The 16,626-nt window shown below is 72.3% G+C and carries 12 protein-coding genes; 8 read left to right on the top strand and 4 right to left on the bottom strand.

Translation table 11 applies throughout. The annotated features are described in order from the left end of the window. The first annotated feature begins 6 nt into the window (after positions 1-6). From ACGFRG_RS19275 to menC, 5 genes are read left to right on the top strand one after another with little or no spacing between them, the layout of a single operon-like run. Positions 7-1,482: a glycoside hydrolase family 88 protein gene (locus ACGFRG_RS19275; RefSeq protein ID WP_393265352.1), complete on the top strand. Its 1,476-nt coding sequence runs from the start codon at positions 7-9 to the stop codon at positions 1,480-1,482. Then, positions 1,479-3,248 carry a 2-succinyl-5-enolpyruvyl-6-hydroxy-3-cyclohexene-1-carboxylic-acid synthase gene (menD, locus tag ACGFRG_RS19270; protein WP_393265349.1) on the top strand — a complete coding sequence of 590 codons (1,770 nt, stop codon included), beginning with the start codon at positions 1,479-1,481 and terminating at the stop codon, positions 3,246-3,248. The genes ACGFRG_RS19275 and menD overlap by 4 nt, the downstream gene beginning before the upstream one ends. A gap of 4 nt (positions 3,249-3,252) precedes the next feature. Further along, positions 3,253-3,960, top strand: coding sequence for an enoyl-CoA hydratase/isomerase family protein (locus ACGFRG_RS19265; protein WP_393265346.1), 708 nt, complete (start codon positions 3,253-3,255; stop codon positions 3,958-3,960). Beyond that, positions 3,957-4,745: an SDR family NAD(P)-dependent oxidoreductase gene (locus ACGFRG_RS19260; RefSeq protein WP_393265343.1), complete on the top strand. Its 789-nt coding sequence runs from the start codon at positions 3,957-3,959 to the stop codon at positions 4,743-4,745. Before ACGFRG_RS19265 ends, ACGFRG_RS19260 begins: the two co-directional genes overlap by 4 nt. Before the next feature lie 45 nt (positions 4,746-4,790). Then, a complete protein-coding gene (gene menC / locus ACGFRG_RS19255) occupies positions 4,791-5,903 on the top strand; it encodes an o-succinylbenzoate synthase (protein ID WP_361425847.1) in 1,113 nt (370 codons plus the stop codon). Between the two features lie 3 nt (positions 5,904-5,906). Here the strand turns inward: menC and menE are convergent, their stop codons facing one another. Further along, the gene (menE, locus tag ACGFRG_RS19250; protein WP_393265339.1) at positions 5,907-7,058 is read right to left on the bottom strand and encodes an o-succinylbenzoate--CoA ligase; all 1,152 of its coding nucleotides are present in this window, start codon (positions 7,056-7,058) and stop codon (positions 5,907-5,909) included. A gap of 341 nt (positions 7,059-7,399) precedes the next feature. On the opposite strand from menE, the gene ACGFRG_RS19245 reads away from it, so the two are divergent. Further along, entirely contained in the window at positions 7,400-9,415 is a 2,016-nt protein-coding gene (locus tag ACGFRG_RS19245; RefSeq protein ID WP_393265337.1) for a vanadium-dependent haloperoxidase, read from the top strand. A gap of 77 nt (positions 9,416-9,492) precedes the next feature. Here the strand turns inward: ACGFRG_RS19245 and ACGFRG_RS19240 are convergent, their stop codons facing one another. Next, positions 9,493-12,390, bottom strand: a complete 2,898-nt coding sequence (locus ACGFRG_RS19240) for a collagen binding domain-containing protein (RefSeq protein WP_393265334.1) — start codon at positions 12,388-12,390, stop codon at positions 9,493-9,495. A gap of 194 nt (positions 12,391-12,584) precedes the next feature. Here ACGFRG_RS19240 and ACGFRG_RS19235 point away from each other — a divergent pair, with 194 nt between their 5' ends. After that, a complete protein-coding gene (locus ACGFRG_RS19235) occupies positions 12,585-13,361 on the top strand; it encodes a hypothetical protein (RefSeq protein WP_393265331.1) in 777 nt (258 codons plus the stop codon). Here the strand turns inward: ACGFRG_RS19235 and ACGFRG_RS19230 are convergent. After that, positions 13,338-14,693, bottom strand: coding sequence for a right-handed parallel beta-helix repeat-containing protein (locus tag ACGFRG_RS19230; protein ID WP_361425861.1), 1,356 nt, complete (start codon positions 14,691-14,693; stop codon positions 13,338-13,340). The genes ACGFRG_RS19235 and ACGFRG_RS19230 overlap by 24 nt on opposite strands. A gap of 60 nt (positions 14,694-14,753) precedes the next feature. Here ACGFRG_RS19230 and ACGFRG_RS19225 point away from each other — a divergent pair, with 60 nt between their 5' ends. Beyond that, on the top strand, positions 14,754-15,893 hold the full coding sequence (locus ACGFRG_RS19225) for a Dyp-type peroxidase (RefSeq protein WP_393265327.1): 1,140 nt from the start codon (positions 14,754-14,756) through the stop codon (positions 15,891-15,893). A 59-nt stretch (positions 15,894-15,952) separates the two neighbouring features. Here the strand turns inward: ACGFRG_RS19225 and ACGFRG_RS19220 are convergent, their stop codons facing one another. Continuing rightward, entirely contained in the window at positions 15,953-16,576 is a 624-nt protein-coding gene (locus tag ACGFRG_RS19220; protein ID WP_393265325.1) for a TetR/AcrR family transcriptional regulator, read from the bottom strand. Positions 16,577-16,626: the final 50 nt, after the last annotated feature.

The following is a 16,626-nucleotide window of genomic DNA, read 5'->3' as shown; positions in this document are numbered from 1 at the left end:
GCCCACATGGCATCGACCACCGTCGTGCACCCCGATGTGCACGCACCGTCCGTCCCGTTCCCGGCCGACAAACGCACCCCGCTGGACTGGTCCGTCGCCCCCGTCACGGCGCACTCTGAGGGTGCGCCCACCCTGCTCGAATGGCCCCGGGCAGCCGCTCCGGCGGCGGGACGTCTTCGGTTGTTCGTCGCCTGCGATCTGCGCGCGGCCGTACGCGTGGAGGCGCGCTCGGCGAGGACCGGGCGCCTGCTCACCACGTATGACATCCGCTACCCCGACTGCCACCAGCCCTATGACGCACCGCTGACGCCCAAGGCGGCCCAACTCGCCCTGGAAGAAGGCGTTCTGCTCCGCCTGGCCGAGGAACCGTCGGACTCCGCGGATCCGGCTGCCGATCCGCCCCCGACGCTCTGGATCTTCGCGGGATCGCAGGCACCTCCGGAGCGCCGTCCCGTGCTCCTGCTCGACCGCACCGCGACGCTGGATCCTCCCGGCGCCCTGCACCGCACGCTCACCGGGATCGGCAGCGTGCAGCCATTCGGCTGGATGGAGGGCTGTGTGCTCGACGCGCTGTACGACCTGGCCGTGACGTTCCCCAGGGACGGCCGCGCGCGCACCGCGCTCTCGGAACACCTCGCGCTCTACTTCCCCAACGGCACACTGCGGTACGAGGATCCGCGCGGCCGACCGGCCGACGACCGCGTCTACGGGATCGAGGCGACCCTTCCGTACGCCGTGCTGGCCAAGCTCAATCCGCTGGATCCGGCGCTGTCGCGGGCCATCGAGTCCTGGCGGGTGCGGACCGACGACACGGGCTGCGTCAAGGACGTGCCGACGACCGCCGAGGGCTCGTACACCGTGGCCTACCCGATGGCGGCGATCGCGCACCGGACCGACGAGGCACTGCGCGAGGCGGCACTGCGTCAACTGCGCTCGCGTCGTGAGCGGTTGTGCACGGGGACGGATCTCCATCTCCGGCTGCTCCCGGACGGCACGCGCGTGTACCGCAACTGGGCCCGTGCGTACTCCTGGTATCTGCTGGGTCTGGTGCGCACGCTGACGGAGCTCGGCGACGAGGCGGACACCGCCGGGCTGTGGGACGACGCCCGCCGGGTCGCGGCCCTCGCGCTGTCCCGGCGCAACACCGAAGGCATCTGGGACTGCTATCTCGGCGAGCCGGAGACCGGCGCCGAGACCTGCGGCTCGGCGGGGATCGCGGCCGCGCTGGCCCTCGGGACCGAGCAGGGCCGCTTCGACACCTTCCGGGAAGGGGCGGCGGCGCTGCGGGCGTGGGAGGCGCTGGCCGAGACGTATCTCACCGAGGACGGCTGGCTGTCGGGCTCCTCGCCGTCGAACAAGGGCGGCGAGGAGTTGCAGCGCGGCGGCTACCGCATGCTCTCCGGGGTCGGCAACGGCCTGATGGGGCAGCTCGGCGCCGCGCTGGTGCGGCTGGGCGCCGTGAAGGATTGGACCCAGCCATGACGCATCCCGATCCTCGTCCGCGGTCCCGGGCGGGCGCTGCCACGGCGTCCGACGCGGGAGGTGTCCAGGCCACCTTCGTGGCCACGCTCGTCGACGAGTGGGCGCGGGCCGGGGTGACCGACGCCGTCGTCTGCCCCGGCTCGCGGTCGACGCCGCTGGCGCTGGCCCTCGCCGCCGACGACCGGCTCCGCCTGCACATACGTGTCGACGAGCGCTCGGCCGGGTTCTTCGCCCTAGGCGTCGCGCGCCGCAGCGGGCGGGTGCCGCTGATCCTCACGACCAGCGGCACGGCGGCCGCCGAACTGCACCCGGCTGTCGCCGAGGCCGACCTCGCGGGCGTGGCGATGCTGGTGTGCACGGCGGACCGGCCGCCGGAGCTTCAGGAGGTGGCGGCGCCGCAGACCATGCGGCAGGCGGGCCTGTTCGGGTCCGCCGTGCGGTGGGCGGCCGACCTCGGGGTGCCCGAGCCCGGTCAGGGGGTGTTCTGGCGGTCGCTGGCCGCCCGGGCGATCGCCGAGGCCGCGTACGGCTCCTCGGGCCCGGGCCCCGTACATCTCAATCTCGCCTTCCGCGATCCCCTCGTCGCCGAGCCGGGACCGCTGCCGTCGGCACGTGCCGACGGGCCGTGGCACCGCGTGGTGCGCGGCGTGCGTGCCCCGGCGCCGGAGGCCGTCCGCGAACTGGCGGCGCGGGCCGGAACGCGCGGAATCATCGTCGCCGGTGGCGGCGCGGGCGACCCGGAAGCGGTCCACGCGCTCGCGGCCGCGCTCGGCTGGCCGGTGCTCGCCGACCCGCGTTCGGCCGCCCGTACACCCCGTCGGACCACCGTGGCGGCGGCCGACGCGATCCTGCGCGTACCGGCGATGCGGGACCGGCTGCACCCGAGGACCGTGCTCCACCTGGGCGAGCGCTGGGCGTCGCGCACCCTGACCGAATGGCTCGCCCAGCCGGGCATCGAGCACCTGGTGGTCGACCCGGACTGGCGGTGGCGGGATCCCCAGCGCAGGGCCGACACCGTGGTGTGCGCCGATCCGACCGAGCTGTGTCACGCCGTCGCCCGGGCGGTGCCCCATACCGTTCCCTCCGCGTGGTGCGACGCCTGGGCGGCTGCCGAGTCCGCCGCACAGGCAGCCATGGACGAACTGCTCGACGGTTACGCCGAGTTGACCGAACCGGCGGTGGCGCGGCACCTGTGGTCGGCCCTGCTTCCGCACACCAGCCTGGTCGTCGGGTCGTCCATGCCGATCCGTCATCTGGAGTGGTTCGGCGCACCGCGCCACCGGCCGCCGTCGGTCCTGTCCAACCGTGGCGTCAACGGCATCGACGGCGTCGTCTCCACGGCCCTCGGCGTGGCCGCCGCCTCCCCCGATCCGGTGGTCGCTCTCGTGGGAGATCTGACGTTCCTGCATGACGCGGGTGCGCTGCTCGGCGCGGGTGCGGCCGGGCTGAGCTGTACGTTCGTCGTGGTCGACAACAACGGCGGCGGCATCTTCTCGCTTCTGCCGCCGGCTCGTGAGCTGCCCGCCGCCACCTTCGAGGCGCTGTTCGGCACCCCGCAGTCCGCCGACATTCCGGCCATCGCGGCCGCGTACGGAGCCGTGGTGCGCACTGCCGACGACCGGCGCGGGTTCGACGCGGCGCTGGCCGAACTGGTGGGCAAGCAAGGTGTGTCGGTGATCCATGTCCGCACCGACCGCGAGACGAACGTGACGGTTCACGAGCGGGTGCACGCTGCCGTCGCCACCGCCCTCGAAGAGTCGGGGTGACGCCGTGATCCAGGTCGTCGACGGTATGGCGGCGGGCGTACGGACCCTTCTGCTCGACCGCCCCGCCGCCCGGAACGCGCTCACCACCGCGATGGCCGAGCTGCTGGCCGACGCCGTGGCGGACGCGGCCGCCGACACCGGCGTACGCGCCCTGGTGATCGCCACCACCGGGCAGGACTTCGGGGTGGGCGCGGACCGTGACGAGGAACTGGGCGCGGCGGGGCGGGCGCGGCGGATGCGGGTGTTCAGCCGGCTCCACATGGCGGTCACCGACGCGCCCAAGGCGGTCGTCGCGGCCGTCGAGGGGCGGTGCGTCGCCGTCGCGGCGGAGCTGGCAGCGGCCTGTGACCTGCGCGTCGGCGCCCAGGGCAGCTCCTTCCGCTTCCCCGGCGCCGAGATGGGGATCCCCATCGGCGCGGCCAGGCTGATCGGCGTCGTGGGCCCGGCGGCGGCCAAGGACCTGGTGCTGACGTCCCGTTGGACACGGGCCGAGGAAGCCCTTCGCATCGGGTTGCTGCAACGTCTGGTGCCACGGGGTGGGGCGCTCAAGGCCGCCGTCGAGGTCGCGGCGCACACCGCGCGCGCCGATCCGGCCACCGCCGCCTTCCTCAAGCGCCAACTCCAGGTGTTCTGCGGCGACTTGGAGCGTATCGAGGCCGAGAGAGCGACATTGGACGCCTTCTTCGGGCCGAAGGGGGAGCACGTTCCATGAAGCTGACGGGTATCGAGGGCCGCACCGCCCTCGTCACCGGAGCGGCCGGTGGTATCGGCTCCGCCGTCGCCTCCTGCCTGGCCGCCGCAGGAGCGACCGTGGTGGCGGCCGACATCGACGAGGGACGTGCCGCCGCACTGGCGGACTCCCTGCGCGAGGCGGGCTCGACCGCGCACGGGCTGCGGATGGATGTCACCGATCCCGCCGACGTGGAACGGGTCGTGGACACCGTCGAGCGTTCGGTGGGCCCGATCGGGATCCTGGTCAACGCGGCCGGAGTGCTGGGCCGGGTCGCCGCGCTCACCGAGTGCGAGGACGCGGAGTGGCAGCGGGTCTTCGCCGTCAACGCCCACGGCCCGTTCACCTGCATGCGTGCGGTGGGGCGGCGGATGGCCGAGCGCCGCGACGGCCGGATCATCACCGTCGGATCCAACAGCGCCGCCATCGTCAAGACCGGTCAGGGACTGTACGGCGCCTCCAAGGCGGCCGCCCACTACCTCACCAACTGCCTCGGCCTCGAACTCGCCGGACTCGGCGTGCGCTGCCTCGTCGTGGCACCGGGCACCACCGAAACGGCGATGTCCCGCGCCAACTGGCATCTCTCCGGACGCCGCGAGGCACTGCTGCACGGGGAGCCGGACAGCTACCGCGTCGGCATCCCGCGCGGACGTTTCGCCCAGCCGGAGGAGATCGCGTCCATCGTGGCCTTCCTCGCCTCCGACCAAGCGGCGCACCTCACCGTCACCACGGTGACGGTGGACGGAGGCACCTCGCTCAGACCGTGAGTTCCCCTTCGACAGCTCACCGTTCCCACGGGAGGAAGTCTCCGTATGCGCATCGAACACATCGACCTGTACGTCGTCGAGCTGCGCCTCAACCATACGTTCCAGGCCAGCACCCACGGCGCCGGCACCTTGCGGCACGTGGTGGTACGAGCCGTCGCCGAGGGGTTGGTGGGCTGGGGGGAGGCGCCGACGCCCGTGGACCCGTACTACTCGGGCGAGACGACCGACACGGTGTGGTCCGTGCTGCACGACTTCCTCGCGCCCGCCGTGCTGGGCCGCTCGTGGGACAGCGTCGAGGAGTTCATCGGCCACTACTCCCGTGTGAAGGCCAACAACTTCGCCCGCAGCGGTATCGAGATGGCCGCCTGGAACCTGCTCGCCGCGGCCACCGGGCGCTCCCTGCCCGAACTCCTCGGCGGCGCCGCCCGCGACAGCGTCGCATCCGGGGTCAGTCTGGGCATGGACCGCGACCTGGGGAGGCTGTGCGAGACGGTCCAACGCCATGTGGACCAGGGCTACCGCCGGGTGAAACTCAAAATCGGCCCCGGAGCGGACACGTCCGTGCTGGCAGCGGTACGCGACCGCTTCCCCGCCCTGCCGCTCATGGTCGACGCGAACTGCGCCTACACCCTGCGGGACATCCCCCATCTCCAGCAGTTCGACGCCTTCGACCTGATGATGATCGAACAGCCGCTGGCCTGGGACGACTTGACCGAGCACGCGGAGCTTCAGCGAAGCCTGCGCACGCCGCTCTGCCTCGACGAGAGCCTGAACTCCGCGAAGCGGACCCGACGCGCCCTCGAACTGGGCAGCTGCCGAGTCGTCAACATCAAACCGGCCCGGCTGGGCGGCCTGTTGGAGGCCAAACGGGCCCATGACGCCTGCCTGGCCGCAGGCGTGCCGGTGTGGTGCGGCGGCATGCACGACTTCGGCATCAGCCGGGCCGCCAACATCGCGCTCTCCGCGCTGCCCGGCTTCACCCTCCCCGGCGACAACTCGGGCTCCGACAAATACTTCGACCGGGACATCGTCACCCCCGAGACCCGGGCGAAGGACGGCCTCATCGCCGTCCCGCTCCAGCCGGTGCCGTACGAGGTCGACATGGACTTCCTGGCCGCGCGTACGCGGCGGCACGCACGGCTGACGGCCAACCGCTGACGATCAGCCATCACCCCGCCGCGGCTCGAAGAGCGCCCTGACCGCCCGCCGGTCCGGCTTCCCGACCCCTCGTGTCGGCATGTCCGTCAGCAGCCGTACGGCCTTGGGCGCGGCCGCCCTGCCGAGCCGGGCACGTACGGCGTCGGCCAACTCGCCCTCCACGCCCGGCCGCAGACCACCCGGCTCGGCGGGCACGACCACCGCGACCACGATCTGTCCCCAGTCGTCGTCGGCCACCCCGACGACACACGCATCCCCCACCCCGGGCTGCTCGCGCAGGACCGCTTCCACCGCCGACGGGGAGACCTTCACGCCGCCCGTGATGACCACGTCGTCGGCCCTGCCCAGCACCTCCAGGCGGCCGTCGGGATGCCGACGGCCGAGGTCGTCCGTGCGGAACCAGCCGTCCGCGAACGCCCGGGCGGTCAGCTCCGGCTCGCCCAGATACCCCGAGGCCAGCGTCGGCCCGCCGAGGAGGATGGTTCCCTCCGCGTCACCATCGCTCACCACTCGTACGCGTACGCCGTCGAGCGGCATCCCGTCGTAGACACATCCACCGGCGGTCTCGCTCATCCCGTACGTGGTCACCACCCGCACCCCGGCCTCCCGGGCGCGTCCGACGATTTCGGGCGGCACACGCGTCCCCCCGAGGAGCACGGCGTCGAACTCCCGCAGCGCCTCCAGGGCCGGGCCGCCCGCGCGCAGCAGACGTATGAGCTGGGTGGGCACCAGAGCGGTGTAGCGGCAGCCGGCCGAGCGGAAGTCCTCGGCCCGGAACCCGCCGCGCGCGTCGTGGAGGACGGGCGAGGTGCCTGCGAGCAGCGACCTGACCAGCACCTGAAGTCCCGCGACATGGTACGGCGGCAGCGCCAGTAACCAGCGGCCCGGCCCGCCCAGCCGGGTGTGTGTGGCCCGCGCGGACGCCCGCAGTGCCTCGGCCGACAGCAGCACTCCCTTGGGGTGGCTCGTCGAGCCGGAGGTTGCGATGACGACCGCCGTCCCCTCGGGCACGTGCGCCGCGAGGTCGAACGTCGGCGGCGCGGCGGCGGCCACCGGCACCACAGCAGCCCCGGCCCCCTCCAGTGCCCGGCCGACCGCCGCGACCAAGGAGGCCGTCGACTCCGGCCCTCCGTCACACGACAGCGTCGATAACATCGCGTTACCCCCTCGCAGTGTGTCCGCTCCAGACAGCAGGCATCATGCCCCGGAGCCCTTCACCTTCCACTGCATCGGTCCGCCTCGTCCTGGGAGAACAGACGGGACGGGGTCGGCCTGTCAGGCCGGCGGCGTCCACGATCGTCCGGGAGTGTCCCGGGCCGTTGCCTGGACAGCTCGGGACAGCCAATAGTCGCGGCGGGTGAATCCACCCGCCGTGTCGAATCCCGTGCACCACCGTCCTCTTGAGGAGCCCTGTGTTCGCGCACCTTCGCTCGTCGCAACCGGCCCGCACGCCCGCGCACAACCGAAGATCCGGCCGGACGGCCCGGTGGCGGGTGGTGGCCACCACCGTGCTCGCACTGGGCGGGCCGCTGGCCCTGTCCACCCCGGCGGTCTCGGCCGCCACGCCCGCGCATGACCACGTACTGGAGTGGAACCAGGTCCTGCGCCAGCAGTTCACCAAGGTGTGCGGCGAGTACGGAGCGCCTGGGCCGCTGGTGCGGGCCGGGGCGATGATGCACGCCGCGATCTGGGACGCCGACAACTCGATCTCCGGCGGAGCCGACCCCGCCTACGGCTTCTACCTGGGCCGCGCACCCGCCGACGCGGGCGCCTCGGCCGAAGCCGCGATCGACCAAGCGGCACACGACACCCTGGTGGCCGCCTTCCCCGGACAGCAGGCGTCGTTCTACAGCGACATCGACGCCGCGCTGACCAGGGAGCTCAGCTATCTCCCGGCCTCGGTGACCGAGCAGCAGAAGGCAGCCGGCCAGCAGGTCGGAAAGCTGGCCGCCCAGGCGATGATCACGGCCCGGGCGGGCGACACGAACACCGCCTTCGGCGGGACCTACACGCTCGACCAGACCCCCGGACGGTGGCGCCCCACCGACGGAAGGGCCGCGCTGGGTCCCAACTGGGGCAGGCTCAAACCGTTCGCCATGACCTCGGGCGACCAGTTCCGGCCTCCGCTGCCCGCCGGATACAGCTCGTACGCGGCACTGCTGGCCAGCCCCGAGTACGCGACGCAGGTCAACGAGGTACAGCGGGTCGGCTCGGCCACGGCCACCCCGGCCGACCGCTCGGACGACCAGACTCAGTACGCCAAGTTCTGGGCGAACGACATCGGTCCGACCTGCGACGCCAACAACAACGTGCTGACGCCGGGCACATACAAGCCGCCCGGGCAGCTGTTCGAGACCACCGCGGCGATATCCCAGTCCTCCGGCGAGCAACTGGGCGAGTTCGCCAACGCGCGGCTGTTCGCGCTGGTCGCGATCTCGATGGCCGACGCCTCGATCACCGCCTGGGACGCCAAGTACGACACCGCCATCTCGCTGTGGCGGCCGGTGACCGCGATCCGGAACGCCGACCACGCCACCAACTCGGCCCTGCACCAGGACCCCGGCTGGAATCCGCTGTCCGCGACGGCCGACGGCACCCACTTCACCCCGCCGTTCCCCTCGTACGTGTCCGGGCACGCGACCTTCGCCGGGGCCTGGGCCGGGGTGATGCGCGACTACTTCGGCGACAACGTCTCGTACACCGCCCATACGCAGGATCCGCAGCTCACCGACCCGTCGACGGTGACCCGGAGCTTCACCTCCATCAGCGCGGCCGCCACCGAGGACGGCTACAGCCGGCTGTATCTGGGGGTCCACTACCGCTTCGACACCGAGCAGGGGCTGAACGCCGGCTACTCGGTCGGCGACTACGCGTACCACAACGCGCTGCAGCGCAGCGGTGCCGTCGCCTACCAGGGCCCGGTCGCTACGGCTGCGGCCGCGGCGAGCGGGACGAGTCTGGCGCTGCCCGTGGGCCGTACGGTCCGGGCCGGTGACACCCTGCTGGTCTCCGCGATGCTCACCAACACGCACTCCGGTGCCGTCGGGGCCACCGACACCCAGGGCAATGTGTACTCCGTGGTCAGCGACAAGGCGGACGGCGCGAGCGACCGCACTCTCGTCCTGGCCTCGATCGGGGTCAAGCCGCTCACCTCGTCGGACACCATCACGCTGACGTATCCCACCACCGGCGAACACCACGCCACGGTGGAGGAGTTCAGCGGGGTGACCGCCGTCGACCGGACCTCGTCGGCGACCGGGGCGGCCGGCACCCCCTTCAACTCGGGCAGCACGGCGACGACCAACGCGGCCAATGAACTCGTCTTCGGCGTGGCGGGCGTCCAGGGCGGCCACGACGCCACCTGGGACGCGGGGTTCACCGCCCGGCCGACGCTGTTCGTCTCCGAGGACCAGCTCGCCACCGCGTACCAGATCGTCTCCACCACCGGCAGCTACGCGGCGTCCGGCACCGCGACGCACCAGTGGATGGCGTCCGTGGTGACCCTCCGCTAGGTCCGCGCTCGATGAGCCGGTAAACGGCGGGGCAGTCATTCGACTGCCCCGCCTTCACGCCCGGAACAACCAGCGGCTCAGCGCAGCTGGGGCCCGCGCGGGCCTCCCTTGCCCTTGCCCTTGCCCTTGGGGGGTTCGCCTCTGGTGTTCTTCAGCGTGATCTCCACACTGTGCTCGGCGTTGTCGGCCGTGATGGTGTACGGACCGGTGACCGGCTGATCGGGGAGCGTGTAGCCCTCCGGTACGGCGGTCTCGCGCAGGTAGTAGGTGCCCAGCGGGAGGTCCGTGAAGGTGCAGTGGCCCTGCCCGTCGGTGGCGCAGGCCGCGCCGTGCTTGGTGTCCGGGGTGGCTCCGCCGGTCTGGAGTCCGTCCTCGCCGTTGGTCTCCTGCCACAGCTCGAACACGGCGCCCTCAAGGGCCTTGTTCGTCGTCGCGTCCAGCTTCACGACCCTGATCTGTCCGTGCAGAGGTTCGTTGCGGACGGTGACACCGACCCCCTGCTCGGCGTTCTCCGCCGTCAGGTGCAGCGGTCCGAAGACGGCGGGCGTGGGCAGCACATGGCCGCTGGGGGCCGTGACCTCCTGCCAGTAGTACGTGCCGAGCGGCAGGCCCCGGGTGTGGCAGGCGCCGTCCGCCGGTGTGGTGCAGGGGCCGCCCACCTTGGCGTCGGGGCCGGCCCCGCTCATCTGGAGACCGGCCTCGCCGTTGGTCTCGTGCCAGAGCTGGAAGACGGCTCCGGACAGCGGTCCGCCGGTCTTCGCGTCGTGTTTGACGACGCTCACCTGACCGCGGGGCGGGATGTAGTAACCGGCGTCGTGCGTATGGTCGTTGTCGCCCGCCGCCCCGGTCGTCAGCCGGTCGATCTGGGTGCGCGGGTCGGGGTTGGAGTCGATGGAGCGGTTGTCGCCCCGGTCCCTGGCCGTGGGGACGAGGTCCTTGGGCGCGGGTTTCTCGGGAATGCCGGCGGTGTCGGCCGTGGTCACGTCGAACTTGATCTGGTACTCGGTGTGCGGCTTGACCTGGAAGTAGTACTCGCCGCGCGCATTGGTCGTCGTCGTTTCAAGGACCTTGCCGTCCTTGTCGAGCAGGGTGACGGTCGCACCGGGGATCGCCTCCTCGGTGGGGTCCTGGATGCCGTTGCGGTTGCGGTCGAACCAGACCCGGTTGCCGATCTGCAGCGGCGCCTCGTCACACAGGAGTTCCAGGTCTCCCAGGCCGTTGGCCTTGCCGAACGAGCCGGTGCCGCCGTCGACTTGGTAGTCGTCGGAGCCCTTGCCCGTGGTGTTGTCGAACTTGCGCACACCGCCCGAGAAGATCGTCAGCGGGTCGACGATCGTCGACACCGTCTTGGTGAAGCGCGGCGCGAACGCGAGCCCGCCCTGGAGCGATTCCGCGAGCTGGCCGAGCGTGGAGTCGTCGTAGTAGTACTCCTTCACGCCGTCCTGCTGTGGTGGCGCGCTGCCGTTCACGAAGTGGTTGGGGCACTCGGGCCCCTCGCTGTCCCATACCCACCCGGTGCCCTTCTTGCAGACCCGCGTGATGTCCCCCATCGCGGGGAACAGCGAGCGCTGGGCGGTGTCGGTGGATCCCTCCGGCGAGAGCGCCTCGTAGCCGGCCTGGTCGCCGAGCCGGTCCCTGAAGCCCAGGATCATCGAGCCGTCGCGGTCGAAGACGATGTCGGAGAGGATCGGCTGGGGGAAATTGGCCTGCTTGAACCACGCGTACGGGTCCCAGGTCTTCAGCCAGTGCCGCCAGTGCGTGTCACCGCCGACCGAGGCGTAGCCCTGGCCGCGCTCGTACGCGAGGTCGTGTGAGATGACGGTGGTGAAGGAGGCGCCGTCGAGCTTGAGCACATACGCCCGCAGGTCCGCGTCGTTCTGCGAGGACTCGGCGCTGCACGTGCCGCCCACGTACACGGCGCCGTCGTGCATGCCCAGGCCGTAGGGCCGCCAGTCGGCCGCGCCGCTGGGGCAGCCGGGGTCGGGGATGGGGATGGTCTGCTCGGGCTGGGCGCCCGGCTTGCCGGGACCGGCGCCGGTGGTGTCGTACACGTACAGGCTCTTGGCCTTGAGCCCCACCGCGTACAGGGTGTGGCCGTCGCCGCCCATGTCGAGGTCGCCGAGCGCTTCCTTACCGACCGCGTTGTTGATCTCCATGGTGTCGCGGGTGAGGTCCGTGGAGTGCTTGGCGTCACCGGCGTCGGGAACGGTCGCGAACAACGAGGTCTGCTTGGTCTTGCGGTCCACCACGTAGATACCGCCGGGGCCCGCGGGCCCGTACGGCATCAGGCGTTTGGTGAGCGCGCCGACGAACAGCTGGTCGGTGTCCCGCTTGTGGGCGAGGCCGTAGGTGGCGCCGATCTGCTCGAAGGTGGTCTCGTCGGTCGGCGCCGGGCTGTCGCCGGTGCGGTCGTACGGCCAGGACACCAGCGCTTTCGTGCCCACCTGCCCGGGCGCCCCCTGGTGGAAGCACGGCGTCGCGAGAGTGGGGTTGGCCTGGCAGTAGTCGGCGGGGACGTGCACACCGGTGACGACGGAGGCGTTCTTGCCGCCGGTCACGTCCACGAACTCGACGAGGGACGACAGGGAGGGCGCGGGGCCGCCCGCCTGGGCCGGACGCAGGAACGACTTGTCGCGCGGGATCACCGCCTCCACCCGGTAGCGCCCGCCCGTCAGCCCGAGGGCCGACGGCACGAAGTGCGCCTTGCCGTCATCGCCCGTGACGACCGTACTCGTGGTGCCCGCCGCGTCCGTGAGCCGTACGGGGATGCCCTGCTCCCCGACCTCAAGGGCGGGGGTCCAGCTGCCGTCGGAGTCCACGTCCCGTACCACGGTGACATCGACCGTGCCGTCCACGCGGGCCGTCGGAGCGCCCGCCTGGGCGGTGCCCAGCAGGGGCGCGGCCAGCATGAGCGCCGCGCCGCCCGCCGCCCAGTACCGGAAGCGGCCCGGGGCAGGCCATGGAGGGTGTTTCATCGTCTCTCTTTTCCGCCGTCACCTGATACGACGAAAAAAATGAACATCGCATCGCCGAACTCTCGTGATCGACGTCGGCCGTTGGGATCGAGGCTCACTCTTCTGCCGCACCAGGTTCACCCGAACCGCCCCTCGGGCCGGGCCGGGCCGTGTCACGGCCGCGCTCGGCGCACGGCCGATGATGTGCTGACCCGGTGACGGGACAACCGATCCCCCAGGCCCTGCGACGCACCGGGCGCGCCGCACTGCTGGCGGCATGGCTCCTCATCGGCACGACGGCCTGCGGCACGGGCGACACGGCGCGTCCGCTCACACAGGAGGAGGCCCAACGGCTCGCCCTGGCCCGCTTGACGGTGTACGAGACCGGCCCGGCCGCCGTCCGTCTGCGCGTGCCCACCGCCGACGCCGAGGTCGGTGTGGACGCCGTCGTCGACTACGCGGCCCACCGTGCGAGCGGCAGCTACAGCGCCCTGGGCCACACCGGCCGGGTGGCCTGGGACCAGGCGGCGGTGTCGGTGGCACCGGGCACGGTGTCGGCGGGACAGCAGCCGGTGGCCCGCCCGGGCGCGGCCACCCGCTGGTCCCGGCGCCCCTACACCCGCGATCCACTGGACCGCGCGCTGCGGCTCGTCCTGGCCCTGGGCAGCGACCGGCCCGAGAACGCCCAGCTGCTGGCCCAGTCGGGGCCCCGGTGGCTGGGCGAGAAACGGCTCCGGGGCCGCGTCTACACCCTGTTCGCCGGACCGCGCCCCGCCCGGGCCCCCGAGGGACGCGGGGCCCGTACGCCCGACGGCGCCAAGCCCTCGGGCTCCTCACCGGTGACGTACTGGGTCGACGAGAGGGGCGCGCTCGGCCGCGTGGAGGCCCGGCTGGCGAGCGGCGAGGAGCCGATGACGGTCGACTTCACCGGGCAGCACCGCTCGCCGCTGCCGCCAGGGCCGTGGCCGTCAGCGACCACGCCTCCGCCGTGACCGGCCCCGGCTCTGCGGACCCAGCGGCAGCGCGTAGGACTGCGTGTCCGGGCGCCCCGGCAGGCCGACGGCGGCCCTCGCGGGAGCGGAGAGCGCCCGGGGCATGGACGGCTGCGGCGGCGGGGCGGGCACGATCCGGAAGGACATGCCCGGCGGCGCGGTGACGGCCGGCGCGGAACCGGGCGCCTGCCACGGCCCGCCGTCGCGGCCGCACGGGGCGGCCTCGATGAGCTCGGCCGGGGACACCCGCTCCTGCGTGTTGCCGTCGAAGCAGTTGCCGCCCTGCGCCGCGGTGGCGAGGACGAGGTCGGTGCCGTTGCCGGTGACGCGGTTGGCGCGCACCGCGTTGCGGGCCGCCGGGTAGCCCGCGACATCGGTGAGCAGCACCCCGGCGCGGCGGTTCCCGCTGATCAGATTGTGCTCGACGGTGTTGTCCGTGCCACCGCCCAGGCCGATCCCGATCCCGTAACCGCCGTCGGCCTGCTCGGGGCTGCGGTCGTCGTTGTTGTCGCTGAGGGCGTTGCCGATGAACACCGCCCGGTGCTGCGGTGCCAGGGCCTCCAGGTCGTTGGAGTTGACAGTGGCCCCGACGCGGTTGCGGCGGGCCGTGTTGCCGAGGACGTACAACTCGTCCGAGGCGTTGGTGACTTCGATGCCCACGGCGTTGTGCTCGACGGTGTTGCGCCGGACCGTGGTGGCACACGGGTGGCACTGGCCCACATAGATCCCGGAGTCGGCCTGCCCCGAGGCGTACGAGTCCTCGATGACCCCGTCGCGCGCGTCGAACGCGTAGATGCCGTACAGCGCGTTGTTGTGGGCGGTGACGAACGAGGCCCGGAAGCCCTTGAGCGGTGGGTACGCCTTGGTGTCGAGCCGTTCGTACCCCGCTCCGCCCGCGCCTCCGGTGTGCCGCGACGCGTCGGTCACGCCGGTGAACAGCACGCCGTTGGCGAGGTGGTCGCGGACCGTAAGGTTCTCCACCGCCGACCCCGGACCCGTGACGGTGACGCCGTTGGCGCGGCGGAACTCCCCGTCGATCACGACGGTGTTGCGGTCCGCGCCGCGCAGCACCACGCGCGATGCGGCGATGGTGACGCTCTCGCGGTAGACACCGGGCGCGACCAGGACGAGATCCCCCGGCCGGGCGTGATCGACGGCCTCCTGTACGGACCCGAAGTCACGCGGCACGCGCAGCGTGGCCGCGCCGCGACCGGGCGGCGCCGAGTCGTCCGCGGGACCTGAGCACGCCGGAACCAGCAGGAGCAGAGCGGCGACGACGACCGGGGTGCACCGGCGTCGCCACGGCACGAGGCGAAAGGCAAGGGCGACCATGGGGGCAGGTGTATCGTGCGTCGTGCCGTGAATGCGAACTACGCCCCTTTTTATGATTACTTGCAGTGGACCGGACGCGTACGGTCCGCCTCGCCGGGCCGCCGCACCCTGCTCGGCATCGGCCTCACCGCCATGGGCACAGTCGTCGCCGGTTGCCAGCGAGCCCCCGGCCCGGCCCCTGCCCCGGCCCCCGCGCACGGCCCGGGGCGCACACCTTCCCCCGAAGGCCATCAGCGGGGCATCGCCGAACCCCAGCCCCCGTATGCGCTGGTGCTCTCGTACGACCTGCGCCCCGGCATCCACGGCCCGGAGGGCCGACGCGCGGTGCGTCGTATGCTCGCGACCTGGACACGGGCGCTCCGTGACCTCCCGGCCGACGACCGCGACCGGCGGACCGCGACGGTCGGCGTGGGCCGGAACCTCTTCGCCCGGCTCGGCCTCCACGCGCCGCAGGCGCTGCGCGAGCTGCCCGCCTTCGCGGGTGACCGGCTGCGGCCCGAGGACGGGGGCGGCGATGTGTGTGTCCAAGTGTGTGCCCGCACCCCGGACGCCGTCGGGGAGTTGGCGCGCGGGCTGGAGCGGGTGGGGGCCGGGGTGCTGCGTCCGCGCTGGCGTCAGGCGGGCTTCCTCCCGGCGACGCGGCCCGGCCAGACCCCGCGCAACCTCCTCGGCTTCAAGGACGGAACAGCCAACCCCACCGTCGCGGAGGCCGCGCGCTGGGTGTGGCTGGGGGCCGGCCCGTATCGCGGGGGAACGTACCTGGTCGTACGGCGTATCCGGCTGGCGACAGGGGAGTTCGCCGAGCTGCCGGTCGAACGCCAGGAGCGGATCATCGGGCGGCACAAGGACGGCGGCGGCCCGCTCCAGGGCGGCCCGGAACACACCGAGGCCGACCTCTTCGCCAAGACACCCCAGGGACGCTATCTGCTCCCCGCCGACGCCCATGTACGCCTCGCCCACCCGCGCTTCGACGGCGGCGCGCGCATGATGCGGCGCGGATACTCGTACGACAACGGCCCCGACGACCGGGGCCTGCTCTTCCTCGCCTACCTCGCCGATCCGGAGCTGTTCGTCCGCGTACAGCGCCGCCTGGCGGCCCATGACGCCCTCAACCCTTACATCGAGCACTACGGCTCCGCCGTGTTCTACGTGCTGCCCGGCTGGAGCGGGAAGGAGGTGCTGGGCGGCACTGTCCTGTAGCCGGGCTCCTTCGCTCACGGCCCGGGACCGGGGGCCGACCCTGTGCGGGCCTTGCGCGCCTACGCGTCGGGCCAGGCCGCCATCGCGATGTCGGCCACGCGCTCCAGGGTCGCCCGGTCGACGCCGTCGCAGGCCTGGGTGTCCATGCCCTGGATGACGGCCGCGTAGAACGTGGCGAGGGCGTTGGCATCGACGGTGTCGGGCAGCTGTCCGATCGCCACGTCGGCGGCGATCTTCTCCTCGATGGCGCGCTTGGTTGCTTCGCGGACCGCGCGCAGCTCCGCCTTGACGTCCTCGGCAGCCGGAGTGCAGTTGGTGGCCCCGTTGATGACGAAGCAGCCCGGCGGGTGGCTCGGGTCGGCGTAGTCGGCGGCGGCGAACCGGAGGAGGGCTTCGACGGCGCCCCGCGCGGTGGGCTCGTCGAGGGCGCGGGCGCCCTGGCTGCCGTGGGTGCGCGAGTAGAGCTGGACGGCCTCGCTGAACAGCTGCCGTTTGTCGCCGAAGGCGGCGTACAGGCTGGGCGGATTGATTCCCATCGCCTTGGTGAGCATGGCGACGGAGGTCGTCTCGTAACCGTGCCGCCAGAACTCGGTGAGCGCGATCTCCAGCGCCTTGTCGCGGTCGAAGGCACGGCGCGGCCGCCGCTCGGTGGTCCGCTCACTGGTCCGCTCGGTGGGGGTCATGGCATGAGTCTAACGCTCCTGTAGCGATCGCTAAAGAAATGCTGATACGG

It is taken from the genome of Streptomyces sp. NPDC048696, assembly GCF_043198895.1.
Taxonomy (GTDB): Bacteria; Actinomycetota; Actinomycetes; order Streptomycetales; family Streptomycetaceae; genus Streptomyces.
The sequence above is the reverse complement of the archived record's forward strand: the minus strand, read 5'-3'. Positions and strand labels throughout refer to the sequence as shown.

Coding starts and splice junctions, on each gene's coding strand:
- menE (WP_393265339.1), bottom strand. CDS start 7,058: ATGTTATCGACGCTGTCGTGTGACGGAGGGCCGGAGTCGACGGCCTCC.
- ACGFRG_RS19230 (WP_361425861.1), bottom strand. CDS start 14,693: ATGGTCGCCCTTGCCTTTCGCCTCGTGCCGTGGCGACGCCGGTGCACC.
- menD (WP_393265349.1), top strand. CDS start 1,479: ATGACGCATCCCGATCCTCGTCCGCGGTCCCGGGCGGGCGCTGCCACG.
- ACGFRG_RS19220 (WP_393265325.1), bottom strand. CDS start 16,576: ATGACCCCCACCGAGCGGACCAGTGAGCGGACCACCGAGCGGCGGCCG.
- ACGFRG_RS19260 (WP_393265343.1), top strand. CDS start 3,957: ATGAAGCTGACGGGTATCGAGGGCCGCACCGCCCTCGTCACCGGAGCG.
- menC (WP_361425847.1), top strand. CDS start 4,791: ATGCGCATCGAACACATCGACCTGTACGTCGTCGAGCTGCGCCTCAAC.
- ACGFRG_RS19240 (WP_393265334.1), bottom strand. CDS start 12,390: ATGAAACACCCTCCATGGCCTGCCCCGGGCCGCTTCCGGTACTGGGCG.
- ACGFRG_RS19275 (WP_393265352.1), top strand. CDS start 7: ATGGCATCGACCACCGTCGTGCACCCCGATGTGCACGCACCGTCCGTC.